Genomic DNA, 22918 nt, shown 5'->3' on the forward strand with positions numbered 1-22918 from the left:
TCAGTCGATCTGCTCGCCCAGGCCGCGCGTCAGGTCGGCGATGATGTCCTGAGGGTCCTCGAGGCCGACCGACAGGCGCACCAGTCCCTCGTCGATACCCGCCTCGGCGCGTGCCTCCGGCGACAGTCGACCGTGGGTGGTGCTGGCCGGGTGGGTGATGGTGGTCTTGGTGTCGCCGAGGTTGGCGGTGATCGAGAGCATCCGCGTACCGTTGATCACCTTCCACGCCGCCTCGCGGCCGCCCTCGACCACGAAGGAAACGATCGCGCCGGGTCCGGTCTGCTGCGCGGCGATGATCTCCGCCTGCGGGTGATCGGGCAGCCCCGGGAAATGCACCCGGGCGACGCTGGGATGCGCCACCAGCCAGTCGGCCACCTCGCGGGCGTGGCGGCTGTGGGCCTCCATCCGCAGGTTGAGCGTCTCCAGCCCCTTGGCGAAGATCCAGGCGTTGAACGGCGCCATGGTCGGCCCGCAGGTACGCAGGAAACCACGCACCTCCTTGCCGACGCGTTCGGCATCGCCGACCACCGCCCCGCCGATCGCGCGCCCCTGACCGTCGAGGAACTTGGTCGCCGAGTGGATCACGATGTCCGCCCCCAGGGTCAGCGGTCGCTGCAGCGCCGGGGTGCAGAAGCAGTTGTCGACCACCAGGGCCGCGTCACGCGCATGGGCTAGATCGGCCAGGCGGCGGATGTCCGCGACCTCGGTCAGCGGGTTCGACGGCGTTTCGATGAACAGCATGCGAGTGCGCTCGCCGACCGCCGCCTCCCACTGCGACCAGTCGGTCAGGTTCACCCAGTGGACCACCAGGCCGAACTTGGCCATGTACTTGTCGAACAGCACCTTGGTGGTACCGAACACCTGGCGGGCGATCACGACCTCGTCACCGGCCTCGCACAGCGCCATGACCGTCGAGAGGATGGCCGACATGCCCGAGGCGGTGGCCACGCAGTCCTCGCCGCCTTCCATCACGGCAAGGCGCTCCTCGAAGATGCGCGTGGTCGGGTTGGTGAACCGAGCATAGATGTTGCCCGGCTCGTCGCCGGCGAAGCGCGCGGCGGCCTGCTCGGCCGACTCAAAGGTAAAGCTCGAGGTCGTGAAGATCGGCTCGCCGTGCTCGCGTTCGGGCGTCGGGTGGTGCCCCGTGCGGATGGCCTGGGTCGCAAGCGACCAGTCGTTTTCGGGACGGCGGTTCGAATCGGTCATGAGTATCCGGTGCAGGTCAGTCGGGCCCGGCTCAGCGGGCGTTGAAGAAATGCCAGGCGAGGTTGTCGAACTCGGTGATCTCGGCGAGCAGGCGGTCGGTATCCTCTTCGAGCTCGAGGAACTGGTGTTCGGCCAGTGGTGCCATCGAGCAGTTCTCCGGCGGCGTGCCGAATTGCTCGAGGAGCTCGCGCATCTGCGGCAGGAATTTCCACTGCAGCCACTCCTCGAACGCCAGGGTGTCGAAGCAGAACGGGTTGGGGCTGGCCAGCGCCTCCTCACTGGGCCGCTCGTCGGACCAGAGGCCGGCCTGCTGCATCTCGTGGGCGATGTGCTCGAGTTGGCGCAGCATCTGATCGGTGCTGGGGCGAACGTTTTCCATCGCGTCCTCTCGGTCGTTCAGTGTACTCGCGAGGAGCCCGGAGGCTCGTCGTTCATGTCGGCGCCGCCTTCGTCGTCGGCCCAGAACAAGCGATGCGGCACCAGTTGGCCGCGGCCGATGGCCGCCGCGTGCATCAGGGTCTGGTGGGTGTACTCGAGGGCCTCGTGGACCGCGTTGATCGGGTCACTGCCCTGGGCGATCAGGCCGGCGATCGCCGAGGAAAGCGTGCACCCCGAGCCGTGGAACTTGCCGGCCAGGCGCTCGTAGACGAAGCGGCGCGGTGGCTCCACGCCGAACAGCCAGTTCTCGACCTTCTCGCCCGGCTCGTCGCCGCCCTTGAGGAGCACGTACTCGGCGCCCAGCGCCGAGAGCATGGCACCACGCTCCTCGAGATCGCGAGCATCCGGCGCCAGCACACGGCCCTCGTGGGCATTGGGCGTCGCGATGGTGGCGCGTGGGAACAGGTGCTCGGCGATCGCCGCGGCCACGGCATTGTCGCCCAGCGAGCCGCCTCCGCCGGCAACCAGTACCGGATCGAGCACCACCGGGATCTCCGGGTGGCGCGCCAGCACCGTGGCGACCGCTTCGACCAGTTCGACGGTGCCGAGCATGCCGATCTTGATCGCACCGACCGGCATGTCGTTGAGCACCGCCAGCGACTGGTCGATCACCAGCTTGGGGTCGCTGGGCACGAAGCCGTGCACGTTGACCGTGTCCTGAACGGTCAGGGCCGTGATGGCCGTCGCCGGATGCACCCCCTGGCTGACGATCGCCTCGATGTCCGCGTGAATGCCCGCCCCACCGCTCGGGTCGTGACCGGCAATCGCGAGGACGACGGGAACCTCGGGGAGGTCGTTGAGCGTCTGTCTGCTTTCCATCTGGTGCTAAGCTCCCTCGAACGATGATGCATGCCGTGGCGGCACCGGCACGCCGCTGCGCGCCGGGCTCGACATCATAACGCAGCCAGCGCCGCTGACATCGACCCGATGCCAAGCCTGCCAATCACCCCGCACGAGGACCTCATCACGCGATGATGCCCCTGAAGCCCGCCGAATGGATTCGCCCGGTCAAGCGCTGGATCTGGCACGACCGCCCGACCGGCAATCTGACCCGTTTTGCCCAGCGCCTGACCCGCGCGTTCCTCAACGTGATGTCCTCGGCCTCCCGCGGTGACCTGCAGCTCAACGCCATGAGCCTCTCCTACACCACGCTGCTGTCGATGGTGCCGCTGCTCGCCGTCACCTTCTCCGTGCTCAAGGCGTTCGGCTCGTCGGCCGTGATCGAGCCGTTTCTGCTCTCGCTGATGGCGCCGCTGGGCGATGCCGCGGACGAACTGACGCTGCGCATCCTGTCCTTCGTCGACAACATTCGTGTCGGCGTGCTGGGCGCGGTGGGCGTCGCCCTGCTCTTCTACACCGTCATCGCCCTGATGCAGAAGATCGAGCGGGTCTTCAACCGCATCTGGCACGTCCACCAGATGCGCTCGATGTCGGCGCGGTTCGCCAACTACCTCTCGGTGCTCATGGTCGGCCCGGTGCTGGTGATCGCCGCCGGCAGCCTGACCGCCACACTGCTGGCCGCGCCGGTGATCCGCGACTTCGCCGAACTGTCGATCCTGGCGACGATCCTCAAGTGGCTGGGCTACCTGGTGCCGCTGGCGATCTGGACCGGGGCGTTCGCCTTCCTCTACCTGTTTATCCCCAACACCCGCGTGAAGGCCAGCTCGGCACTGGTCGGCGGGCTGGTCGCCGCCGTGCTGTGGAACCTGCTCGGGCTGGTATTCGGCGGCCTGATCGCCGGGTCGACCAGCTACACGGCCGTCTATTCGGCTTTCGCCTCGCTGGTGCTGTTCCTGGTCTGGCTGCAGATCGCGTGGATGATCGTGCTGGTCGGGGCCGGCATCAGCTACGGCTGGCAGCACAGCGACCGCCTGAGTCTGAGCGAGGACAAGGGCATCCATCCCAATCAGCGCCTCGTCGCCGCCATCGTCCTGCTCGACGAGATCGAGCGGCGTTTCGAGGCCGGGGCCGCACCGCCGGATCGGGATCGGCTGGTCGAGCGCATCGGCCGATACCCGACGCTGGCACCGGTGTGGGTCGACCCGCTCTTGGAAAAGCTCGTCGAGGCGGAATTGCTGCGCGTGACCGAACCGGAGGATGCCACCTGCTTCCTGCCGGCCCGGCCGGGGTCGTCGATCACGCTCGAGGAGGTCGAGAACGCCGTCGAAGGGAATGCGCCGGACCTGCCGGCCGCCCTGCTCGAGGAAATCCCCGCGCTGGCGCGGTTCGGTGAGCACCAGCGGGAATGGCAGGCCGAGCTGGGCCGGACGTCCCTGTCGGCGCGGGATCAGTCCGAGGCGTCTTCCGGGGAGGCGCCCCGCCAGTAGACGGTGTGCTCACCTGACGGGTCGAGCAGGCGGGCAAACACGAACCAGGCGTCCGAGAGGCGATTGAGGTAGGTGGCCAGGGCGGCGCTCTCGTCGCCCTCGCACCAGGCCCAGGCGAGTCGCTCGGCTCGACGCGTGCCGGTACGGGCCAGATGCGCCCGCGCCATGGCCTCGCTGCCGCCCGGCAGGATGAATTCGCGCAGCGGCGGCAGATCGCGATTGGCCGCCTCGACCCAGGCCTCCAGCCGCTCGAGCGAAGGCAGCTGCGCCGGCTCGGCCATCGCGCCCATGGCGACGAATCCACCCAGATCGAAAATCGCCTGCTGCTGCTCGCGGACGAAACCCAGCAACCGGGGCTCACCGGCCAGCGAGACGGCCAGCGAGCCGAGACGCGCGTTGAGCTCGTCGAGCTCGCCCAGCAGTTCGATGGCAACGTCCTGCTTGGGCAGCCGGCTGCCGTCGGCCAGTCCCGTCTCGCCACGATCACCGCTGCGGGTGACGACGCGCGACAGGCGGGGACGATCGTCGTTCGACTCGGCCATGTCAGCCGGCCTGCGGCTCGCTGCCCGGCACGTCGGTGGGCCAGTCGAGCGGACGACCGGCGACGACCTGGAGGGCAAAGGCGAGGATCGCCGCTACCCCGTAGAGCAACCCCGCGACCACGCCCATATCGACGATGCCGTGCCACGGCTGCGGCAACTGGCTGACCAGCAGCACCAGCGTCACCACCCCGGCAGTCACGGAAAGCGCGACGATGCGGCGCTTTTTCGTCGCGTGGATGAAGCCCATGCAGTAGAGCGGCGCGAGAAGCACGTGCCAGCCCACCGGGTGATGCGACAGGTGCACGGCCCGGGCCACCACGCGCGGCGAGAAGCCCTTCTGGAAGCCCTTGTAGCCCTCGCTGTAGACCATGAACACCATCCAGACGGCAAAGAAGGCCCAGTGCCACCAGGCCCAGGGTACCTCCCAGGCGGCAACGGCATAGAACGACAGGCGGTAGATGGCCCAGAGCAGCAGCGCGCACAGACCCAGCACGCCCCAGACCGCTCCGATGACACCCAGTTGCTTGTTCACGTATCGACTCTCCCGGACCCGTTGTCCGTCTGACGGTTCTTTGGCAAGGGCGCGGAGTTTATCATGCACGCCTCCACCCGATCCCCGAGTGACCCGGACTGCATGAACCCCCGCACCCGACGCGAGATGTTCGAGCGCTTCAAGCGCCAACGCCCCGAACCCACCACCGAACTCGAGTACTCGACTCCCTTCGAGCTGCTGGTCGCGGTGGTGCTCTCCGCGCAGGCCACCGATGCGGGCGTGAACAAGGCGACCCGCCCGCTGTTCAAGCGAGCCAACACCCCGCGGGCGATCCTCGACCTGGGCCTGGAGGAACTGACCGAGGCGATCCGCACCATCGGCCTGTACAAGACCAAGGCGAAGAACGTCTACGCGCTTTCCCGCCAGCTGATCGAGAAGCACGACGGCGAGGTGCCGGCCGAGCGCGAGTCCCTCGAGGCCCTGCCCGGGGTGGGACGCAAGACCGCCAACGTGGTACTGAACACCGTCTTTCGCCAGCCGACCATGGCGGTGGACACCCACATCTTCCGGGTGGCCAACCGCACCGGTCTGGCCAAGGGCAAGACGGTGCGTGCCGTCGAGGATCGCCTGCTGAAGGTGATTCCGAAGGAATTCCGTATCGACGCCCACCACTGGCTGATCCTGCACGGGCGCTACGTCTGCAAGGCACGCCGACCGGACTGCGGCGCCTGCATCGTCTGCGACCTGTGCGATTATCGCGACAAGACCGAGGAATGCAGCCCGGAGCTGATCGCCCGTTACGCCACCGAAGAGACCTGAGCATGTACTCCTCCGACCGCCGCAAGATGCGCCAGCCGTTCATCGACGCCTGGACCAAGGGCAAGCAGAAGAAACCGCTCGCGCCGATCGAACAGATGATCTTCGAGGTGGTGCGCGACCACCCCGAGTATCACTCGCTGCTCGATCAGCCGGAATTCGCCCTCGAGGCCGACTGGCCGCCGGAGATGGGCGTGACCAACCCCTTCCTGCACATGAGCATGCACCTGTCACTGCGCGAGATGGTGCAGACCGACCGGCCCACGGGTATCCGCTCGGTGCATGCCGAACTGTCGTTGAAGAAGGCCGATCCGCTCGAAGCCGAGCACGAGATGATCGACTGCCTGGGCGAGGCACTCTGGCAGGCACAACAGAACGGTGGCCCGCCGGACGAGAAGGCATTGATGCAATGCCTGCAGGACAAGCTCAAGCGCTGAGCCCGAGCTTCCTCGGGTCAGTCGCTCTCCTCGAGCGGCCAGTCGACCACGTGGGCCTCCCAGTCGATCGACTCGCGGTCGGCGTTCTCGGCGATCACTGCCCGACCGGCAACCGAATAGCCGCTTGCCATGGTGCTGCCCGGGTCGCCCGTGATCAGCGGATGCCACGGCGGCAGATCGCGCCCCTCGGCCACGCGCCGGTAGGCGCAGGTGGGCGGCAGCCAGTCGAATTCCTCGACGTCCTCGGGTCTGAGCCAGACGCAACCGGGCACGCGCGTCTGGCGGTTGAGATAGTCGGTGCAGCGGCAGGTGCCGGCATCGAGCAGATGACAGGCAACATCCGTGTAGTAGACATCGCCCCCGTCGTCCTCCACCTTCTCCAGACAGCACTTGGCACAGCCGTCGCAGAGCGATTCCCACTCGGCGGGCGTCATGTCGGTCAGGCGCTTGGTGCGCCAGAAAGGCGGGCTGTCGTGGCTCATGGTCATGCTCGAGTGTGGCCCGAGGGGTGCGGCAGGTTAGCACGGCCCACACCGACAGGGTGTAGGATTAGGATAGTGACTGGATGATGAACAGCGGCAACGGAGACGGACAGGGATGACGCAAGCGGCCCAGAGCAGAACGGTCACCCGGATCGGCAGCGAGGCGGACATCAACCAGGCCCTGCACTCGGCGCGCAATGCCCGTGTCCAGCGCCTGGGCGAGGTGCTCGTCCAGCGCGGCACCATCTCCCGCGAAACCCTCGACAAGGCCCTCGAGTCTCTCCGGCATCACCCCGCGATGCATCTGGGCGACTGGCTGGTCGAGAACAAGATCATCTCGCCCGACCAGCTCGAGGAAGCGCTGTGCTCGCAGCTGGGCATTCCGCAGATCAACCTCGGCTCGTTCACGCCACCACCCGAAGTCGCCGCGCTGATCCCCTACGAAATGGCATTGCGGCTGAACGTCCTGCCGCTAGCCCGTCGCAACTCGGTACTGGTGGTGGCCTGCGCCAAGCCCACCGACCAGGAACTGCTCTCGATCCTGCGTTTCTACACCGGCCTGGGCATCGAGCCGGTACTGGGCTCGGGACACCAGATCACCAGTGCAATCAACCGTGCCTACCGGGTCGAGACCACCGGTGGGGACGTCGGTCAACCGGCGGCCGAACCCGCGGCGTCCGAGCAGGAACCGGAGATCGAGAACAAGGCCAGCAGCCCGCCGGTGGTCAAGATGGTCAACACCATCCTGATGCAGGCGATCAGCCGCGGCGCTTCGGACATCCATTTCCTGCCGCGACGCGAAAACGTGCTGGTGCGCTTCCGTCTCTCCGGTGCGCTGCAGACCATCCGCTCGATCGACAAGGCCGAGTTGCCGGCGGTAGTCGCCCGCATCAAGATCCTCGGCCGCATGAACATCGCCGAGCACCGGCTGCCGCAGGATGGTCACGCCCGGGTGCACATGAGCAAGCAGGAAGTCGACCTGCGCATCTCCGTGATGCCGACCTCCACCGGCGAGAGTGTGGTCATCCGCATCCTCAACAAGAACATGGGCCTGAAACCGCTCAATGCGCTGGGCTTTTCCAAGGGCGACGAGCGGATCATCCGCAACCTGATCGCCCGTGCGCAGGGCATGGTCCTGGTCACGGGGCCGACCGGCTCGGGCAAGACCACCACGCTCTATTCGCTCCTCCAGGAAGTGAAGGCCGCCGACCCGCACATCATCACCGTCGAGGACCCGGTCGAGTACGACATGGACGGCGTTGACCAGGTCCAGGTCCACGGCGGCATCGGCTACACCTTCGGCCGGGCGCTGCGCAACATCCTGCGCCACGACCCGGACGTGATCATGATCGGCGAGATGCGCGACCTGGAGACCGCCGAGAGTGGCGTCAAGGCCGCGCTGACGGGCCACCTGGTGTTCTCCACGCTGCACACCAACGACGCCCCCAGTGCCGTCACCCGCCTGGTCGACATGGGAGTCGCGCCGTACCTGGTCAGCTCCACGGTCATGGCGGTGCTCGCCCAGCGCCTGGTGCGCATCCTCTGCTCGCACTGCAAGAAGAAACACAAGCCGGACGCCCTGGTCTGCGAGACCATGGGCGTCGACAAGAACGCGACGTTCTGGCAATCCAAGGGCTGTGACCACTGCGACCAGACCGGCTACGTCGGTCGGACCATGGCCTACGAGCTGATCGTGGTCGACCGCGACATGGCCAATCACATCGCCCACGGCATCACCACCGAGGAGTTGCGTCAGCTGTCGGTCGACAAGGGCATGCGCACGCTCACGCGGCATGCCCTGGAGATGGCGCAGGCCGGCATCACCTCGCTGGAGGAGGCCTACCGCGTCCGCCTCGAGGATCTTGGCGGTCCGGAACACGACGAGCGCTGATAGCCGTGGACCTGCTACTTGTCGTCCTGATCGCCGTGGCCATGCTTCTGCTCGCCCTTCGCGGACGCCGACGGCGACAATCCCCTCCGCCGCGACCGGGAACAAGACAACGACCGCGACAGGAAGGCTGGTCGTTCTCGCGCCACTCCAGGCAGGACTGGCGCTACTGGCGTGATCTCGCCATTCTGATCGGCCTCGCCTTGGCTCTGCTGGTGGCAACGGCTCTGCTCAGCACCAACCCACCGCTTTGAGCTAGTCGCAACAGCCTGCCGATGCCTCGCCACGACGGGCGCGCTGTACCGGCGGACAGGGAACATCGCCATAGGAGCAGAAAACACAGCAATCTCCGCGACGAGGCGTGAGCAGCTCGCCGCAGGCCGGGCACTCCAGAAACCACTGACAGGCATCTTCCGGCACGTCGTGTCGCGACGACTCACCGCACAGGGGACACCTCAGGCGGGAGGAGGTTGCGACGGAATCGGCCAAGGCTCACCTCATCCGAGACCTTCGTGTCGAGCCGCCCGGCACCGACCCGTCGTGCATGACCCGCCGACCGGGTTCATACCGGTCGACGATACCCACCGGGCGTGCCATGCGGCGAGAGCACGAACTGCCATAACTGGATCTGACGGGCACGGAATCCACCGGCGCAGGACTGCAGGTAGTACTTCCACATCCGGCCGAAGGCATCACCGTAGCTCGCGCGCCAGCGCGGCCAGGCTTGCTCGAAGTTCTCGTGCCATGCCATCAGGGTGCGGTCGTAATCCGCACCGAAGTTGTGCATGTCCTCGACCACGAAACGTCCTTCGCAGGCGTCGACCACCTGCTGCAAAGCGGGCAGCTCGCCGTTGGGGAAGATGTATTTGCTGATCCACGGATCCGGCGGCGCGCCTTCGCGATTGGTGCCGATCGTGTGCAGCAAAAAAAGCCCGTCGGGCTTGAGGCAGCGACGGGCGACTTGCATGTATTCGTCGTAGTTGTGACGGCCGACATGCTCGAACATGCCGACCGACACCACGTGGTCGAAGGGCTCGTCGACGTCGCGATAGTCCATCAGGCGGAACTCCACCGGCAGATCGCCGGCCAGCTCCCGGCCAAGCGCGGCCTGCTCCTTGGAGATGGTCAGCCCCACGCATTCGACGCCGTAATGCTCGGCGGCATAGATCATGAAGCTGCCCCAGCCGCAGCCGATGTCGAGCACGCGCTGGCCGGGCTTGAGGTCGAGCTTGCGGCAGATGATGTCGAGCTTGTGTTCCTGCGCTTCGGCGAGAGTCTGGGCCCCCTCGCCCCAGAACCCGCAGGTGTAGGTCATGCGCGGGTCGAGCATGTCGCGATAGAAATCGTTGCCGATGTCGTAGTGCCGCTCGCCCACCTCCCAGCAACGATCACGGGTCTGGCAGTTGAACAGGCGCGCCTTGAGCGCGTGCCACCACAGCCATGGCGAACGACCTACCTCGCGCGCCAGACCGGAACGAACCACCCGCAAGACGAATTCGTCGACCCGCTCGATGTCGACCCAGCCGGCCATGTAGGCCTCTCCCAGTCCGAGGTTGCCGTAGCCGAGGATGCGATCGATAGCGCGCCGATCACGAATGCGAAGATCCCAGGGGCGGTCGCCGTCGAGCCGGATGTCGGCCTGAGCGAGCATTCTCGCGAATCCCGAATACTTGGGACTCGCCTCGACGTCCAGCGATTCCCCTTCCATGGCCATGCGTTTGCTCATCGACCGCCTCCGTGACCGTAACCAACCATGCCCCAGACCGATGACGACGTACGCCAGCCGGCCTAAACCCCCAATCTAGTCAGGGGATTAGCGTTTTTCAACAGGGAGGCAAAAGCGGTCTAGAGGCGCCACTCTCGGGTCAGCGCGTCTGCCGAGGCGGGCCGGCCGTACAGAAACCCCTGCTGAGAGTCCGCTCCGAGCTCCGTCAACAGGCGGGCCTGACCCGCGGTCTCCACCCCTTCGGCAATCACGCCGAGACGGAGATTGTGCGCGAGGGCGATGGTCGCCGAGACGATCGACCGCGCCTCGGCACTCTCCTCGATCTCCGAGATAAAGCTCCGGTCGATCTTCAGGCAGTCGAGCGGGAGGCGTCGGAGGTAGGCAAGCGAGGAGTATCCGGTACCGAAATCATCGATCGAGAAACGAAAACCCGCGCGCTGCAGGCGGGCCATGGTGATCACGTGGCTGTCCACGTCACTCATCAGTGCCGTCTCCGTGATCTCGAGGCTCACCGCCTCGCCGGTCAGGCCGAACTCGGCCACGGTGTTCTCGAGGCAGTCTGCCAACCCCGGATCCGCGAACTGGCGAGCCGAGAGGTTCACCGACACGGGCACTTCGCCAGCCCATTCGGCCGCCTGGGCGACGGCCTGACGGATGACCTGCTGGCCGATCGAGAGGATCATGCCGGTCTCTTCGGCCAGCGGCACGAACTCGTCCGGACGCACCAGCCCCCATTCCGGGTGCTGCCATCGCAGGAGCGCCTCGGCCGCAACCAGGCGCCCTGCCCCGTCGACCACCGGCTGATACTCGAGGTGGAACTGCTGCTGCTCGATCGCACGGCGCAGCCCGGTTTCCATGTCCAGCCGTCGTCGCGCCGCCTCGTTCATCGCCGGCGTGAACAGGCTGTAGGTATTGCGGCCACTCTGCTTGGCGCGATACATCGCGATATCGGCGTGCTTGACCAGCTCCTCGCCGCTCTGGCCGTCCTCGGGATAGAAGGCCACGCCGATCGAGCAGCCGATGACCAGTTCCCGCCCGCGCAACTCGACGGGCTCGCTCAGCGAATCGATGATCCGCTGGGCGACGTCGGCGACCGGCTCGAAATCCTCGATCTCGGGCAGCAGGGCGAGAAACTCGTCGCCGCCGGTGCGTGCCACCGAGTCGTCTTCCCGCAGGCAGCCGGTCAGCTTCGCCGCCACCTGCTCGAGGAGCTCATCGCCCACGGCGTGGCCGAGGGTGTCGTTGATCGTCTTGAAGTGGTCCAGGTCGATGAACAGCACCGCCAGGCGCCCTTCGCTGCGATGCGCGTGCGCGATGGCCAGATCGAGGCGGTCGCGGAACAGTCGCCGGTTGGGCAATCCGGTCAGCGGGTCGTAGTAGGCGAGATGACGGATGCGCCGCTCGTTCTCCTTGAGTTCGGAGATGTCCGAGAACAGGGCGGCGTAATGCGTGATCTCCCCCGCCTCGTCGGTGATGGCCGTGATGGTCAGCAGCTCCGGGTAGATCTCGCCGTTCTTGCGCCGGTTCCAGATCTCGCCGCGCCACTGCCCCTCTCGCGAGAGGGTAGTCCACATCCGGTCGTAGAACGCCTTGTCGTGCCGCCCCGACTGCAGGACCGAGGGCGACTGGCCGATCACCTCCTCCGGCTGGTATCCCGTCAGGTCGGTGAAGGCGGGATTGACCCGCATGATGCGCCCCTTCGCGTCGGTCACCATGATGCCCTCGAGCGAGGTCTGGATGACCTTCTCGGCCAGCTGCAGGTTGCGTTCCGAGCTCGCCAGCGCCGAGTCGCGGGCCTTGAGCGCCGAACGCAGCTCGTCGACGTAGGCCAGCTCGATGCCCGACAGCAGGTCGGTGAAGCTGACCAGACCGGCGATGGTGCCGTCACGCGCCACCCCGATGTGACGGACATGCCGCTCGTTCATCTCGCGGCGCACCTGGAACAGGCTGGTCGAGGCCGGCACCGAGAACAGGTTGCGGGTACAGACCTTGCCGACGGCGATATCGCCCTGTCGTTGCGCGATCAGGGCAATGAGGTCACGCTCGGTGAGAATGCCGAAACCGTCGCCGTCCAGCCGCACGAGAATCGCGTCGACACGCGCCTCGCGCATCCGCTTCGATGCCGTCGACAGGGTATCGGCTTCCGCCACCTCGACATGGTTCAGCCCGGCCAGGCTGCCGACGGTCCGAAAGTGCAGGTAGTGCTCGATCCCCTGGTTGAGGACCACATCCGTCAGGGAAATGATGCCGCGAAGCGTCTTCTCCTTGCCGTCTCCCTCGCACACAAGCAGGTGCCGGATGTGCTGCTCGCGGAACTGATGCGCCGCCTCCGTCAGCGGGGCCTCGGCACGGATCGACTTCACCGGCCGGCTCATCACCGCCGTGACCGGCTGATCGAACGTCGAATCGAGCGACAGGTTCAGGGCAAGGGCGTCGTGCTCGGTCCAGATACCGACCGGCCGATCCTCCTCGACCACGACGATGGAACTCACTCCTGCCGCCCGCATTCTGGATGCCGCCTCGTGCACCGGGGTGTCCGGCGGACAGGTGAGCATCTCGCGCCCGGCGGGCAGGATATCGGCGATACGGGGATCGTGGTCGAGCTGATGGCTGTTCACGAGCGGCGAATCGTCCTAGCAGAAAAAAGAAAAACGCCGGGTGGCGTGTCCTGACAAGCAAGAATCACGCGACAGCCCAGCGTTTTCAAGGTTTCGAGACCCCGGTCGACGACCGGGGATTGATCGGCCCCGGTGATCAGGCGGTGACCACGGGAATGTCCTTGAGCATCTGCAGCCCCTTGGTGGCCTCTTCCTGGTACTCCTCGATCTCGTTGAAGTTCAGGTAGCGGTAGATCTCGCCGGACATGGTCGCCAGGTGCGCGACGTGCTGCTGGTACTCCTCGACCGACGGCAGCTTGCCGAGGATCGCGGTCACGGCAGACAGCTCGGCCGAGCCCAGGTAGACGCGCGCGTCCTTGCCCATGCGGTTGGGGAAGTTGCGGGTCGAGGTCGACATCACCGTGGCGCCGTCGGCGACGCGCGCCTGGTTGCCCATGCACAGCGAGCAGCCCGGCATCTCGACCCGGGCGCCGGCACTGCCGAAGACGTTGTAGTAGCCCTCCTCGGTCAGCTGATGCTGGTCCATGCGGGTCGGCGGCGCGATCCACAGGCGGGTCGGCACCGAACCGCCGTTGGACTCGAGCACCTTGCCCGCAGCGCGGTAGTGACCGATATTGGTCATGCACGAACCGATGAAGACTTCCTGGACGTCGTCGCCGGCCACCTCGGAGAGCGGCTTGATGTCGTCCGGGTCGTTCGGGCAGGCGAGCAGCGGCTCGGTGATCTCGTTGAGATCGATCTCGATCACCTCGGCGTACTCGGCATCGGCGTCCGGCTCGAGCAGTTCCGGGTTGTCGAGCCATTCCTGCATCGCCTCGATGCGGCGACCCAGGGTGCGCTTGTCCTCGTAGCCCTGGCTGATCATCCACTCGAGCAGCGTGATGTTGCTCTTGAGGAACTCCTTGATCGGCTCGGGGCCGAGGCGAACGGTGCAACCGTTGGCCGAGCGCTCGGCCGAGGCGTCGGCGAACTCGAACGCCTGCTCGACCTTGAGGTCCGGCAGGCCCTCGATCTCGAGCACGCGGCCATTGAAGACGTTCTGCTTGCCCTTCTTCTCGACGGTCAGCTGGCCGTTCTGGATCGCCTTGTAGGGAATGGCGTTGACGAGATCACGCAGGGTGATGCCCGGCTGCATCTCGCCCTTGAAGCGCACCAGCACCGACTCCGGCATGTCCAGCGGCATCACGCCCAGCGCGGCGGCGAAGGCCACCAGGCCGGAACCGGCCGGGAAGGAGATGCCCAGCGGGAAGCGGGTGTGCGAGTCGCCGCCGGTACCGACGGTGTCCGGCAGGATCATGCGGTTGAGCCAGGAGTGGATCACGCCATCACCGGCGCGCAGCGAAACGCCGCCGCGGGTGGAGATGAACTCCGGCAGCTCGTGCTGCAGGGCGACATCCACCGGACGCGGGTAGGCGGCGGTGTGGCAGAACGACTGCATGACCAGGTCGGCGGAGAAGCCCAGGCAGGCCAGTTCCTTCAACTCGTCGCGGGTCATCGCGCCGGTGGTGTCCTGACTGCCGACGGTGGTCATCTTCGGCTCGCAGTAGGTGCCCGGACGAACGCCCTCGACACCGCAGGCGCGGCCGACCATCTTCTGCGCCAGCGTGAAGCCCTTGCCGGTGTCCTCCGGCTGCTCGGCACGCAGGAACTCGTCGGACGGCTCCATCTTGAGGGTCTCGCGCGCCTTGCCGGTCAGGCCACGGCCGACGATCAGCGGGATACGGCCGCCGGCTCGCACCTCGTCGGGCAGCGTGCTCGGGCGCAGCTTGAAGGTGGAGACCACCTCGCCGTTCTTGAGGATCTCGCCCTTGTACGGCCGGATGGTCAGCACGTCGCCGGTCTCCATCTGGTCGACGTCGCACTCGATCGGCAGCGCGCCGGAATCCTCGGCGGTGTTGAAGAAGATCGGGGCGATCTTGCCGCCCAGAACCACGCCGCCGGTGCGCTTGTTCGGGACATTCGGGATGTCGCGGCCGATGTGCCACTGCACCGAGTTGATCGCCGACTTGCGCGAGGAGCCGGTACCGACCACGTCACCGACATAGGCGATCTTGTGGCCGGACTCCTTGAGCTCCTTGATGGTGTCGAGTGCCTCGGGCATCTTAGACTGCAGCATCGAGCGGGCGTGCAGCGGGATGTCCGGGCGGCTCCAGGCCTCCTGGGCCGGGGACAGATCGTCGGTGTTGGTCTCGCCCGGCACCTTGAGGACGATCACCTCGATCTCCTCCTCGAGCTTGGGCTTGGCCTTGAACCAGTCGGCATTCGCCCAGGACTCCAGCACGCGGCCGGCGTTCTTGCTGCCCTCGCGGTGCTTGTCCTCGACGTCGCGAAAGGCGTCGTAGACCATCACGAGCCGCGAGAGTGCCTTGACCGCGTCGTCGCCGACCACCTCGTCGTCGAGCACCTCGATCAGCGGGTCGACGTTGTAGCCACCCATCATGGTGCCCAGCAGTTCGACCGCCTCGTGGCGATCGATCAGCGGCGACTCGGTCTCGCCCTTGGCCAGGGCGGCGAGGAAGGCGGCCTTGACGTAGGCGGCCTTGTCCACGCCCGGCGGCACGCGCTGGGAAAGCAGGTACTTGAGCTCGTCACCGTCGACGTCGGCCGGCGGGTTCTTGATCAGCTCGATCAGCTCGGCAGTCTGCTCGGCGTCCAGCGCCAGCGGCGGAATGTCCTGCTCGGCACGTTCGGCCTTGTGTTCGCGATAGGCTTCAAGCATGGGTGATCCTCAACGGCTTGTGATCATGAATTCTGGGAAGGTTGTCGTTCGCACCGGCCCCACCGGCCGACCGCAATAAATTCGAAAGAGGCGGGATTCTATCAAATCCGGCCGCCCAGCCCGTCCGCCACCGTCAAAGCCTGCCGGCAAGCCGCAGCCGGTCGAGCCACAACAGCGCGATCACCGGGGCGGCGGCCACGATCCGACCGCCCTCGACATCGGCGACCGCCTGCTCGATCGGCACCACCCGCACGCGGATGTCCTCGTGCTCGTGATCGAGGCCGAAACGACCGTCGACCAGACCCTCGCCGTCACGTTCGATCTGCGCAGTGTCCACGCGCGCCAGGAACAGGTAGATGCTCTCGGTGCTGCCGCCCGGGCTGACCCAGTAGCGGGTGAGCGGATAAAGCTCGTCGATGGCGAGCCCCGCCTCCTCGTCCGACTCGCGTCGCGCGACGTCCTCGGCCGACTCGCCCGGCTCGATCATGCCGGCGACGATCTCGGCGAGCCACGGCCCGGTGGGCGCATCCAGCGCCCCGGGACGAAACTGCTCGATCAGGACGACCTCGCCGCGCTCGGGGTCGTACGGCAACACCGCCACGGCATGGCCGCGCTCGAAGATCTCGCGCTCGATCGGTTCGGACCAGCTGCCATCGAAATACTCGAAGCGCAGCCGGTAGCGCTGCAGGGAAAAGAAACCGCGATAGAGGGTTTCGTTGGCCAGAAGGTCAAAACGCATCAGGGGTGGCTCCTGCTACCATCGTCGGATTGATTCGAGAGCACTACGGCGGGCAGCCGGGTTCAGGCCGGACCGGCCGATGTCACAGGTTAGCTTACATTTCGGCGAGACCACTCGCCCGGCCACGGGTATTCCATGAACACCATCCTCAAGCTGCTTGAACCCCTGATCGGTCAGCAGGTCCACATCGGGGAGCATCGCGCCACGGTGATCGAGATCCACGATGATCCGCCGGCACTGATCCTGCGCGCGGAGAACAGCCCGGATGCCTTCCAGGTGGACTACCTGGGACGGCCGCGTTCCATGGCACAACCAACGTGGACCCAGCCGATCACCGCCGACTCGGGTCGCAGTCTGCACCCGGACCTGCAACGCCAGCTCCCGCTGGAAACCGCGCGGGCGCTGGACGACTTCATCAAATCGCAACATTCCTGAAGTCCACCCATTTTTCATCGACAAGGAGTTCGTCTCATGCCACAAGGCCTTGCCTCCGTCTTCCGCCTGCCACGACTGATCGTCGCCCTGCTCGGCCTGACGGCCACACCGCTGCTGTTCGCCGCCTCGATGCCGCCCGCGGACAGCCACTGGCGCCTTTCCAACATCGCGACCCTGCCGACGATCGACCCCAGTCTCACCGACCTGATGGTGGATGCCGACGGCAACCTCAGCGGGGTCGCCGGCTGCAACGACTACAGTCAGCCGCGCGAGAACGGTGGCTACGGCGAGATCGCCGTGACCCGCAAGCTCTGTTCGGACGAGAAGATGCGCCAGGAGAAGGCTTTCCTGCAGGCACTCCGGCACACCGAGGAGTGGCAAGTGGACGAGGAGCGCCTGCTGCTCAAAGACGACGCCGGCCGCACCCTGGCGATGATGCTCGAACCCATCATCCCCACCTACCACTTCGACTGCCAGGGCGAGCGTGTGGTGTTCGACGTCATCCGTCGCGGCGACATCCGCCTCACCCATGACGACACCACGGTGATGATGTCGAAGACCGAGAGCGCCTCGGGATCGCGCTACGCCGACGAAAGCGGGGAGATCGTCTTCTGGGGCAAGGGCATGCAGGGCCGCTTCACGCGTGACGGCCGCACCCGGGAATGCCGGCAGGTACCGGCACCGACCGGCGACTGACGCCCTGCGCTAGTCGAGTCGATCAAGCGCAGCGCGTGCCTCGTCGGGATCACCGGCGTGGTCGAACATCCCCGCCCAGGGGTCACCCTTCTGGCCGAGCCGACGGAAGATGTTCGCCAGCGTGTAGCTGTCGGAACGCAACTCGCCCTTGTCGAGCTCGACCCAGTCGAGCGGTGTAGCCACCGGCGCGCCCGGACGGGCACGCAGCGAATATGGCGCCACGGCCGTCTGGCCGAAGGCGTTGCGCATCACGTCCAAGTACAGCCGCCCACGACGCGCCTTGCGGCGTTGTTCGGTCGTAAGCTCGTCCGGGTAGAGCGCGGCGAGTCGATCGGCCATCGACTCGGCCAGAGCGCGCACCTCGTCGAACCCCCGCCGTGCCTTCAACGGCGCGACCACATGCAACCCCGTCGAACCGGTGGTCATGACGAAGGGCGTGAGCTGGCAATCACGCATCAGTGCGGCGATGCGCCGCGCAGTCCGCTTGAGCACCCCCATGTCGTCGTCCGGCGGATCCAGGTCGAATATCAACAGATCCGGTTGGTCGATCGCATTGCCACGTGACCCCCAGCGGTGGAAGGTAAGGGTCGCCTGATCGGCCAGAAACGCCAGGCAGTCGACATCCTGACAAAGGATATGTCGCACCGGCCCGGTGGGCTCGTCATGACGGACCAGCAGCGCTCCGACCCATTGCGGGAAATGTTCGGCATGCGCCTGCTGGAAGAAGCCTTCCTCGTCGATCCCGTCGGGGAACCGGTGCAGGGTCAGCGGCCGCCCTGCCAGATGCGGAAGCATGTATTCGGCGACGCGCCGGTAGTAACCGACCACGTCCTCCTTCGTCCAGCCATCGTCGGGATACAGCGCCTTGTCCGGATGCGTGACCCCCTGCTCGTGGCTCATGTCGATGCCTCTTCCCGACGGATCTCGTCGAGCGAGCGACCTGACTTGACCGATTTGGTCTCGGTGGAGACCGGATTACGCCGGGCGTCGGCAGCCTCGTCGCGCATCTTGATCAGCAGCCACTGCGGCTTGTCACCCCCCTGGATGCGCTTGAGCGCATAGCCGCCGCCAAGCTTCTCGCCATCCAGCCAGACTTCGACCAGGCCTTTCTCCAGGCCCTCGCTCATCGGGGTGTCATCGGAGAGATTCCGGTACGAGCCACGATCCCAGACCATCACCGTCCCCGCCCCATAGTTGCCCTCGGGGATCACGCCCTCGAAGTCGGCGTAATCGGTCTCATGGTCCTCCACCTCGATGGCCAGACGCTTTTCGGCAGGATCCGTGGACGGCCCCTTGGGCACGGCCCAGGACTTGAGCGCGCCATCGACCTCCAGGCGAAAGTCGTAGTGCCGCTGGCTCGCGTCATGCAGCTGGATGACGAACTGTCCGTCGTGACTGTCGCTCTTGCCGGCCATATCGACCTCTCGCGGTGCGGATTCCCTCGTGACGGTTCAAGTAAAGCAGTCATCTCGCGACCTCGCCGACAACAAGACGACCAAGTATCTAGATTTGACTTATGGAACCATTTAATTTTTTATTCGTCTGACAGAGCAGTCCGCACAACCGGGCGACTGACGACACACGCAGGAGGTATTCCGATGCGACTGACTACCCTTTCCACCCTTCTCGCCACCATGCTGGCCACCGGTGCGGCACACGCCGGTCATGCCAACCCCTGGGCTACTCCCGAGGACGATCTGCTGATGCAGTATCACGAGGAGAACCTGGAACAGAGCGAGGACACTCCCGGGGAGGACGAGATGCTGGGCGTGATGGACCGGAACGCCTACGGCAAGCTGGGTGGTTCACCCACCACCGGTGGCGGCATGGGCGGGGGCCCGGGCGTTGGGGGCGGCAACCCCGGTGTGGGCGGCGGTCACTGAGTCGCGGTCTCCCCAGACGAAAAAAAGCCCGCGCGGATAACCCGCGCGGGCTTTTCTCTGTATGGCGTCCCCAAGGGGATTCGAACCCCTGTTACCGCCGTGAAAGGGCGGTGTCCTAGGCCTCTAGACGATGGGGACCTAGTTGTCGACCGGGACTGGCCCGGCCGGGTCGATCACGTTTCAAGGTGACCAACAAGTAAGGCAGCACGCGTGATACGCACTGCCCGACTATATGGCGTCCCCAAGGGGATTCGAACCCCTGTTACCGCCGTGAAAGGGCGGTGTCCTAGGCCTCTAGACGATGGGGACCTGATTGGCGCGCCCGGGAAGATTCGAACTCCCGACCTTCTGGTTCGTAGCCAGACGCTCTATCCAACTGAGCTACGGGCGCTTTGGCTCCCCGAGCTGGACTCGAACCAGCGACCCAGTGATTAACAGTCACTTGCTCTACCAACTGAGCTATCGGGGAATACGTCTCTCGACGTGGGGCGGCATATTAATGATCCACCCGGGGTGCGTCAACACCCGATGCGAGAAAAAATGCGACCACGAGCGCCTCGCACGGCTAACCCGTTGAAAGCCGGACCCGCAACGACGAAGGCCCGGCATGCGCCGGGCCCTGCTGATCGGTGAGGCATCAACGGTGGTCGTGCGATCAGAGGAACTCCAGCTCCATGGCCACGGCCTCGGCACCCTTGCTGGCGCACATCTCGTCGGTATCGCCGGACGGCGCGCCGGAGACACCGATCGCCCCGTAGATCTTGCCACCGGCCTCGATGGTGACGGCGCCGGCACCCATCATCAGACCGGGGACGTTGCCCAGCGCGCCCTGCCCACGCTCCTCGAGCGTCGACGTGGCCGTGTTGAAGGACAGCGCGGTGTACGCCTTCATCTTCGAGATGCGTAGCGTGAGATCCGGGGCCAGCACATCCCGCAGGACCACCTGCGGGTTGCCGCCGCGGTCGACCACCGTCACGCCGATCTGGATCCCTTCCTCGCGGCAGGCCTCGACCGCCCCCTGGGCTGCCTTGAGCGCCATCTCCATCGAGAGCCGCTCGACACTGATGGTCGCCGGCTGGTCGGAGGCGGCCAAGCCCGTGGTGCTCGCAAGCGCCAGGCTGGCGCCAATGGCGGTCTGCTTGAGTGTGCGCGTGATTGCTTTCATGCCTATCCCCTCTTTTCGTTGCTTTGTTCTAGTAGCGGAAAACGACATCAGGCCAGATCGGCCAGCGTCGGGTAATCGATGTAGCCCTCTTCCCCGCCACCATAGAACGTCGCAGCGTCGGGTTCATTCCAGGGTGCGTCGCGGCGCATGCGATCGACCAGGTCCGGATTGGCGATGAAGGGCACACCGAAGGCGACCGCCGCGGCACGTCCCTCGGACACATCCGCCTCCGCCCGAGGCTGGTCGTAGTGGTAGTTGCGGATCACGGGACCGTGGAACAGCGGCACCAGTTCGGCCAGATCGAAGGCCGGCCCGGCGGCACCGGGGGCATCCTCGCCCATACCGGCGATATGCAGGTAGGCGAGGCCGAAGGCATTGAGCTCGCGCACCACGTAGGAAAACGTCTCCCAGGGAGCGCTGTCGTACATGCCGTTCATCGGCTGCAGCGGCGAGATGCGAACGCCGGTGCGCGAGGCACCCGCCACGCGCGTGACGGCGGCCAGCACCTCGCGCAACAGGCGCATGCGGTTTTCCAGCGAGCCGCCATAACGGTCGCTGCGCTCGTTGGTACCGTCGCGCAGGAACTGGTCGATGAGATAACCATTCGCGGCATGCACTTCCACCCCATCGAAGCCGGCCGCCAGTGCCCGGCTGGTCGCCTGCGCGTAGGCCTCCACCAACGCCGGGATCTCCTCGGTCTCCAGCGCCCGGGGGGTCTCGAACGGCTTCTTCTCGCCGGAGGGCACGTAGCCCTCGCCGTCGATGGCGATCGGCGACGGTGCCACCGGCAACTGGCCACCCGGCTGAAAATCGGAGTGCGATACCCGACCGACGTGCCACAATTGCAGGATCATGCGGCCGCCGGCGTCATGAACCGCCCGGGTGATCATCTCCCAGCCGGCCTGCTGCTCGTCGCTGTGGATGCCGGGCGTGGCCGGATAGCCCTGCCCTTCGGGCACGACCTGGGTGGCCTCGCTGATGATCAGTCCCGCACCGGCACGCTGCCGGTAGTAGGTGCGCATCATCTCGTTGGGGACGTTTCCCGGTACGGTCGCACGACAACGGGTCAGCGGCGCCATGATGACGCGGTTGGGCAGGTGGAGGTCGCCAAGGGCGACCGGCGAGAGCAATGCTGAGTCCTGACTCATGAATCCTCGGCAAGGGTTGGCGCCGGCTCTGGTCGGATGTTCAGGACGTTTCGGCCGGCGCGGGAATTTTGTTAGCCAGCTAACTTGTAGCCGAGAACGGCACGAAATGCCAGTCCGGCACCGCAGCGGACGAGGCTCAGTGCCGCGCCGGTGCGCCGTCGGTTTCCTGCACCAGGATCCACGGCGGCGTGACCACCGCCCACAGCGTCACGCCGCCGCCCGCCCAGCGGCGTGCGGTTTCGGTATCCAGCGCGGCCAGGTCCCCGGCCTCCTGCCAGGCCGCAACCGGTTCGGTGCGATCGCGGATCATGGCGAACGCCACCTCGACCAGGTCCAGGGACGGGGCGATCTTGAGGATCTGCCCCTTGGCGAAGAAGCGCTCGATCTCGCTCCAGTCGATCTTGGCCGTCTGGCCCACCAGATCGGCGTACAGGGTCTCGTCGTCGAGCGCGTCCGGCCCGGTCTCGGGGAGATTGGAGGGAATTTCTGTCATGATCTGTCGATTACCTGAACCTTGTCGGAATGTACTCGAGGAGCAACGATGGCCCGTCGCCGGAAGCCCGCTGTCGACCGCAGCCCCTATCTCAACCACCGCAGCGACGTCGAGCCGATCCACGCCCCGGACGGCTCCGCCGTGCGCGAACTGCTGCATCCGACCCACCACGCGATCGAGCGGATGAGCGTCGCCGAAGCCGAGGTCGCACCGGGCGAGACGACCCGGCTGCATCGCCACCCCATCGCCGAGGAGGTCTACCACGTCCTCGACGGCGCGGGCATTCTGCAGCTCGGCGAGGAGCGGCTCGCGGTGGTACCCGGTGATATCATCCGGATCGCACCCAACCAGCCGCACCGGATCGAGGCGAAGAGCGAGACGCCACTGCGATTCCTGTGCATCTGCCAACCGGCCTACCGCGACGAGGATACCGAATTCCTCGATGCCGACGAGACGAGCCGATAACGAGTCCGAACCCGATGGTCATCCAGCGCAGCACCTTCGAATTCCTGCTTATCACCCTGATCTTCGGCAGCATCATGGCCGCGACCCTCTGGTTGGGTGCCGGCGCGGGTGTATTGCTGCTGATCGGCTGGGGCATTGCCGGCGCGATCTACCTCAAGCGCAAGGGCAAGCGCGACGCCCCGCAGGACTAGCGCCCCGGCTC

General features: G+C 66.1%; 26 protein-coding genes and 4 tRNA genes. 10 read left to right on the forward strand and 20 right to left on the reverse strand.

The annotated features are described in order from the left end of the window. The 3 genes from AWR35_RS01945 to AWR35_RS01955 are packed head-to-tail and all read right to left on the reverse strand — an operon-like array spanning position 1 to position 2463. Positions 1 to 1206 (reverse strand): O-succinylhomoserine sulfhydrylase, encoded by a 1206-nt coding sequence (locus AWR35_RS01945; protein WP_058574284.1) that lies wholly within the window; start codon positions 1204 to 1206, stop codon positions 1 to 3. A gap of 31 nt (positions 1207 to 1237) precedes the next feature. Further along, positions 1238 to 1585 (reverse strand): YqcC family protein, encoded by a 348-nt coding sequence (locus AWR35_RS01950; protein ID WP_058574285.1) that lies wholly within the window; start codon positions 1583 to 1585, stop codon positions 1238 to 1240. A 17-nt stretch (positions 1586 to 1602) separates the two neighbouring features. Beyond that, on the reverse strand, positions 1603 to 2463 hold the full coding sequence (locus tag AWR35_RS01955; RefSeq protein WP_058574286.1) for a hydroxymethylpyrimidine/phosphomethylpyrimidine kinase: 861 nt from the start codon (positions 2461 to 2463) through the stop codon (positions 1603 to 1605). 155 nt (positions 2464 to 2618) lie between these two features. On the opposite strand from AWR35_RS01955, the gene AWR35_RS01960 reads away from it, so the two are divergent. Beyond that, the gene (locus AWR35_RS01960; protein WP_231723540.1) at positions 2619 to 3971 is read left to right on the forward strand and encodes a YihY/virulence factor BrkB family protein; all 1353 of its coding nucleotides are present in this window, start codon (positions 2619 to 2621) and stop codon (positions 3969 to 3971) included. On the opposite strand, the gene AWR35_RS01965 is transcribed toward AWR35_RS01960, so the two are convergent. Both AWR35_RS01965 and AWR35_RS01970 read right to left on the reverse strand, forming a co-directional pair. Further along, positions 3932 to 4513: a cob(I)yrinic acid a,c-diamide adenosyltransferase gene (locus AWR35_RS01965; protein ID WP_058574288.1), complete on the reverse strand. Its 582-nt coding sequence runs from the start codon at positions 4511 to 4513 to the stop codon at positions 3932 to 3934. The two genes, AWR35_RS01960 and AWR35_RS01965, sit on opposite strands and share 40 nt — an antisense overlap. 1 nt (position 4514) lies before the next feature. After that, positions 4515 to 5045, reverse strand: coding sequence for a hypothetical protein (locus tag AWR35_RS01970; RefSeq protein ID WP_058574289.1), 531 nt, complete (start codon positions 5043 to 5045; stop codon positions 4515 to 4517). A gap of 102 nt (positions 5046 to 5147) precedes the next feature. Here AWR35_RS01970 and nth point away from each other — a divergent pair, with 102 nt between their 5' ends. Together nth and AWR35_RS01980 are read left to right on the forward strand one after the other, a co-directional pair. Further along, on the forward strand, positions 5148 to 5825 hold the full coding sequence (gene nth / locus AWR35_RS01975; protein WP_058574290.1) for an endonuclease III: 678 nt from the start codon (positions 5148 to 5150) through the stop codon (positions 5823 to 5825). A gap of 2 nt (positions 5826 to 5827) precedes the next feature. Beyond that, on the forward strand, positions 5828 to 6259 hold the full coding sequence (locus AWR35_RS01980; protein WP_058574291.1) for a DUF1841 family protein: 432 nt from the start codon (positions 5828 to 5830) through the stop codon (positions 6257 to 6259). A gap of 17 nt (positions 6260 to 6276) precedes the next feature. On the opposite strand, the gene AWR35_RS01985 is transcribed toward AWR35_RS01980, so the two are convergent. Then, positions 6277 to 6741, reverse strand: coding sequence for a YcgN family cysteine cluster protein (locus AWR35_RS01985; RefSeq protein ID WP_156413903.1), 465 nt, complete (start codon positions 6739 to 6741; stop codon positions 6277 to 6279). A 115-nt stretch (positions 6742 to 6856) separates the two neighbouring features. Here AWR35_RS01985 and AWR35_RS01990 point away from each other — a divergent pair, with 115 nt between their 5' ends. Both AWR35_RS01990 and AWR35_RS10705 read left to right on the forward strand, forming a co-directional pair. Further along, a complete protein-coding gene (locus AWR35_RS01990; RefSeq protein WP_058574293.1) occupies positions 6857 to 8632 on the forward strand; it encodes a GspE/PulE family protein in 1776 nt (591 codons plus the stop codon). 5 nt (positions 8633 to 8637) lie between these two features. Beyond that, positions 8638 to 8883: a hypothetical protein gene (locus tag AWR35_RS10705; RefSeq protein WP_156413904.1), complete on the forward strand. Its 246-nt coding sequence runs from the start codon at positions 8638 to 8640 to the stop codon at positions 8881 to 8883. 1 nt (position 8884) lies between these two features. Here AWR35_RS10705 and AWR35_RS10875 read toward each other — a convergent pair whose 3' ends face one another. From AWR35_RS10875 to AWR35_RS02010, 5 genes are all read right to left on the reverse strand, one after another. Continuing rightward, the gene (locus AWR35_RS10875; protein WP_231723546.1) at positions 8885 to 9088 is read right to left on the reverse strand and encodes a GDCCVxC domain-containing (seleno)protein; all 204 of its coding nucleotides are present in this window, start codon (positions 9086 to 9088) and stop codon (positions 8885 to 8887) included. A gap of 103 nt (positions 9089 to 9191) precedes the next feature. After that, positions 9192 to 10355: a cyclopropane fatty acyl phospholipid synthase gene (cfa, locus tag AWR35_RS01995; protein WP_348769650.1), complete on the reverse strand. Its 1164-nt coding sequence runs from the start codon at positions 10353 to 10355 to the stop codon at positions 9192 to 9194. A gap of 119 nt (positions 10356 to 10474) precedes the next feature. Then, positions 10475 to 12973 carry an EAL domain-containing protein gene (locus AWR35_RS02000; protein ID WP_231723541.1) on the reverse strand — a complete coding sequence of 833 codons (2499 nt, stop codon included), beginning with the start codon at positions 12971 to 12973 and terminating at the stop codon, positions 10475 to 10477. A 136-nt stretch (positions 12974 to 13109) separates the two neighbouring features. Further along, complete coding sequence (acnB, locus tag AWR35_RS02005; protein WP_058574294.1) at positions 13110 to 15692, reverse strand: bifunctional aconitate hydratase 2/2-methylisocitrate dehydratase; 2583 nt, start codon at positions 15690 to 15692, stop codon at positions 13110 to 13112. A 133-nt stretch (positions 15693 to 15825) separates the two neighbouring features. Beyond that, positions 15826 to 16431: an NUDIX domain-containing protein gene (locus AWR35_RS02010; RefSeq protein ID WP_058574295.1), complete on the reverse strand. Its 606-nt coding sequence runs from the start codon at positions 16429 to 16431 to the stop codon at positions 15826 to 15828. 135 nt (positions 16432 to 16566) lie between these two features. Here AWR35_RS02010 and AWR35_RS02015 point away from each other — a divergent pair, with 135 nt between their 5' ends. Together AWR35_RS02015 and AWR35_RS02020 are read left to right on the forward strand one after the other, a co-directional pair. Continuing rightward, positions 16567 to 16866: a hypothetical protein gene (locus AWR35_RS02015; RefSeq protein ID WP_058574296.1), complete on the forward strand. Its 300-nt coding sequence runs from the start codon at positions 16567 to 16569 to the stop codon at positions 16864 to 16866. A gap of 36 nt (positions 16867 to 16902) precedes the next feature. Then, positions 16903 to 17562, forward strand: coding sequence for an META domain-containing protein (locus AWR35_RS02020; RefSeq protein WP_058574297.1), 660 nt, complete (start codon positions 16903 to 16905; stop codon positions 17560 to 17562). Positions 17563 to 17571: 9 nt separating this feature from the next. On the opposite strand, the gene ligD is transcribed toward AWR35_RS02020, so the two are convergent. Both ligD and AWR35_RS02030 read right to left on the reverse strand, forming a co-directional pair. Further along, on the reverse strand, positions 17572 to 18462 hold the full coding sequence (ligD, locus tag AWR35_RS02025) for a non-homologous end-joining DNA ligase (protein ID WP_058574298.1): 891 nt from the start codon (positions 18460 to 18462) through the stop codon (positions 17572 to 17574). After that, a complete protein-coding gene (locus AWR35_RS02030) occupies positions 18459 to 18977 on the reverse strand; it encodes a DNA polymerase ligase N-terminal domain-containing protein (RefSeq protein WP_058574299.1) in 519 nt (172 codons plus the stop codon). The genes ligD and AWR35_RS02030 overlap by 4 nt, the downstream gene beginning before the upstream one ends. Positions 18978 to 19160: 183 nt before the next feature. Between AWR35_RS02030 and AWR35_RS02035 the strand changes: the two genes are divergently transcribed. Then, positions 19161 to 19445, forward strand: coding sequence for a hypothetical protein (locus AWR35_RS02035; protein WP_058574300.1), 285 nt, complete (start codon positions 19161 to 19163; stop codon positions 19443 to 19445). Positions 19446 to 19507: 62 nt separating this feature from the next. Here AWR35_RS02035 and AWR35_RS02040 read toward each other — a convergent pair. From AWR35_RS02040 to AWR35_RS02070, 7 genes are all read right to left on the reverse strand, one after another. Beyond that, positions 19508 to 19583 (reverse strand) — tRNA-Glu (locus AWR35_RS02040). Positions 19584 to 19678: 95 nt separating this feature from the next. After that, positions 19679 to 19754, reverse strand: a tRNA-Glu gene (locus AWR35_RS02045). A 5-nt stretch (positions 19755 to 19759) separates the two neighbouring features. Further along, positions 19760 to 19836, reverse strand: a tRNA-Arg gene (locus tag AWR35_RS02050). Between the two features lie 2 nt (positions 19837 to 19838). After that, positions 19839 to 19914, reverse strand: a tRNA-Asn gene (locus AWR35_RS02055). Between the two features lie 186 nt (positions 19915 to 20100). After that, positions 20101 to 20610, reverse strand: a complete 510-nt coding sequence (locus AWR35_RS02060) for a heme-binding protein (protein ID WP_058574301.1) — start codon at positions 20608 to 20610, stop codon at positions 20101 to 20103. Positions 20611 to 20657: 47 nt separating this feature from the next. After that, positions 20658 to 21758, reverse strand: coding sequence for an alkene reductase (locus tag AWR35_RS02065; RefSeq protein ID WP_058574302.1), 1101 nt, complete (start codon positions 21756 to 21758; stop codon positions 20658 to 20660). Between the two features lie 136 nt (positions 21759 to 21894). After that, a complete protein-coding gene (locus tag AWR35_RS02070) occupies positions 21895 to 22251 on the reverse strand; it encodes a DUF2288 family protein (protein ID WP_058574303.1) in 357 nt (118 codons plus the stop codon). A 48-nt stretch (positions 22252 to 22299) separates the two neighbouring features. Between AWR35_RS02070 and AWR35_RS02075 the strand changes: the two genes are divergently transcribed. Both AWR35_RS02075 and AWR35_RS10710 read left to right on the forward strand, forming a co-directional pair. Continuing rightward, positions 22300 to 22716, forward strand: a complete 417-nt coding sequence (locus AWR35_RS02075) for a cupin domain-containing protein (protein WP_066185027.1) — start codon at positions 22300 to 22302, stop codon at positions 22714 to 22716. 14 nt (positions 22717 to 22730) lie between these two features. Continuing rightward, positions 22731 to 22907, forward strand: coding sequence for a hypothetical protein (locus AWR35_RS10710; protein WP_156413905.1), 177 nt, complete (start codon positions 22731 to 22733; stop codon positions 22905 to 22907). The last annotated feature ends 11 nt before the right edge of the window (positions 22908 to 22918 follow it).

The sequence above is a fragment of the Guyparkeria sp. WRN-7 genome (assembly GCF_001641825.1).
In the GTDB taxonomy this organism is placed as follows: domain Bacteria; phylum Pseudomonadota; class Gammaproteobacteria; order Halothiobacillales; family Halothiobacillaceae; genus Guyparkeria.

Excerpts from the sequence above, each read along its gene's own strand:
- AWR35_RS01960 (WP_231723540.1), top strand. The coding sequence starts at position 2,619 with ATGCCCCTGAAGCCCGCCGAATGGATTCGCCCGGTCAAGCGCTGGATC.
- AWR35_RS02030 (WP_058574299.1), bottom strand. The coding sequence starts at position 18,977 with ATGGCCGGCAAGAGCGACAGTCACGACGGACAGTTCGTCATCCAGCTG.
- AWR35_RS01980 (WP_058574291.1), top strand. The coding sequence starts at position 5,828 with ATGTACTCCTCCGACCGCCGCAAGATGCGCCAGCCGTTCATCGACGCC.
- ligD (WP_058574298.1), bottom strand. The coding sequence starts at position 18,462 with ATGAGCCACGAGCAGGGGGTCACGCATCCGGACAAGGCGCTGTATCCC.
- AWR35_RS02075 (WP_066185027.1), top strand. The coding sequence starts at position 22,300 with ATGGCCCGTCGCCGGAAGCCCGCTGTCGACCGCAGCCCCTATCTCAAC.
- AWR35_RS01955 (WP_058574286.1), bottom strand. The coding sequence starts at position 2,463 with ATGGAAAGCAGACAGACGCTCAACGACCTCCCCGAGGTTCCCGTCGTC.
- AWR35_RS10710 (WP_156413905.1), top strand. The coding sequence starts at position 22,731 with ATGGTCATCCAGCGCAGCACCTTCGAATTCCTGCTTATCACCCTGATC.
- AWR35_RS01965 (WP_058574288.1), bottom strand. The coding sequence starts at position 4,513 with ATGGCCGAGTCGAACGACGATCGTCCCCGCCTGTCGCGCGTCGTCACC.
- AWR35_RS02015 (WP_058574296.1), top strand. The coding sequence starts at position 16,567 with ATGAACACCATCCTCAAGCTGCTTGAACCCCTGATCGGTCAGCAGGTC.
- AWR35_RS02010 (WP_058574295.1), bottom strand. The coding sequence starts at position 16,431 with ATGCGTTTTGACCTTCTGGCCAACGAAACCCTCTATCGCGGTTTCTTT.
- AWR35_RS01985 (WP_156413903.1), bottom strand. The coding sequence starts at position 6,741 with ATGAGCCACGACAGCCCGCCTTTCTGGCGCACCAAGCGCCTGACCGAC.
- AWR35_RS01950 (WP_058574285.1), bottom strand. The coding sequence starts at position 1,585 with ATGGAAAACGTTCGCCCCAGCACCGATCAGATGCTGCGCCAACTCGAG.
- AWR35_RS02035 (WP_058574300.1), top strand. The coding sequence starts at position 19,161 with ATGCGACTGACTACCCTTTCCACCCTTCTCGCCACCATGCTGGCCACC.
- AWR35_RS01945 (WP_058574284.1), bottom strand. The coding sequence starts at position 1,206 with ATGACCGATTCGAACCGCCGTCCCGAAAACGACTGGTCGCTTGCGACC.
- AWR35_RS02060 (WP_058574301.1), bottom strand. The coding sequence starts at position 20,610 with ATGAAAGCAATCACGCGCACACTCAAGCAGACCGCCATTGGCGCCAGC.
- AWR35_RS02020 (WP_058574297.1), top strand. The coding sequence starts at position 16,903 with ATGCCACAAGGCCTTGCCTCCGTCTTCCGCCTGCCACGACTGATCGTC.
- AWR35_RS02065 (WP_058574302.1), bottom strand. The coding sequence starts at position 21,758 with ATGAGTCAGGACTCAGCATTGCTCTCGCCGGTCGCCCTTGGCGACCTC.
- acnB (WP_058574294.1), bottom strand. The coding sequence starts at position 15,692 with ATGCTTGAAGCCTATCGCGAACACAAGGCCGAACGTGCCGAGCAGGAC.
- AWR35_RS01990 (WP_058574293.1), top strand. The coding sequence starts at position 6,857 with ATGACGCAAGCGGCCCAGAGCAGAACGGTCACCCGGATCGGCAGCGAG.
- AWR35_RS02070 (WP_058574303.1), bottom strand. The coding sequence starts at position 22,251 with ATGACAGAAATTCCCTCCAATCTCCCCGAGACCGGGCCGGACGCGCTC.
- nth (WP_058574290.1), top strand. The coding sequence starts at position 5,148 with ATGAACCCCCGCACCCGACGCGAGATGTTCGAGCGCTTCAAGCGCCAA.
- cfa (WP_348769650.1), bottom strand. The coding sequence starts at position 10,355 with ATGAGCAAACGCATGGCCATGGAAGGGGAATCGCTGGACGTCGAGGCG.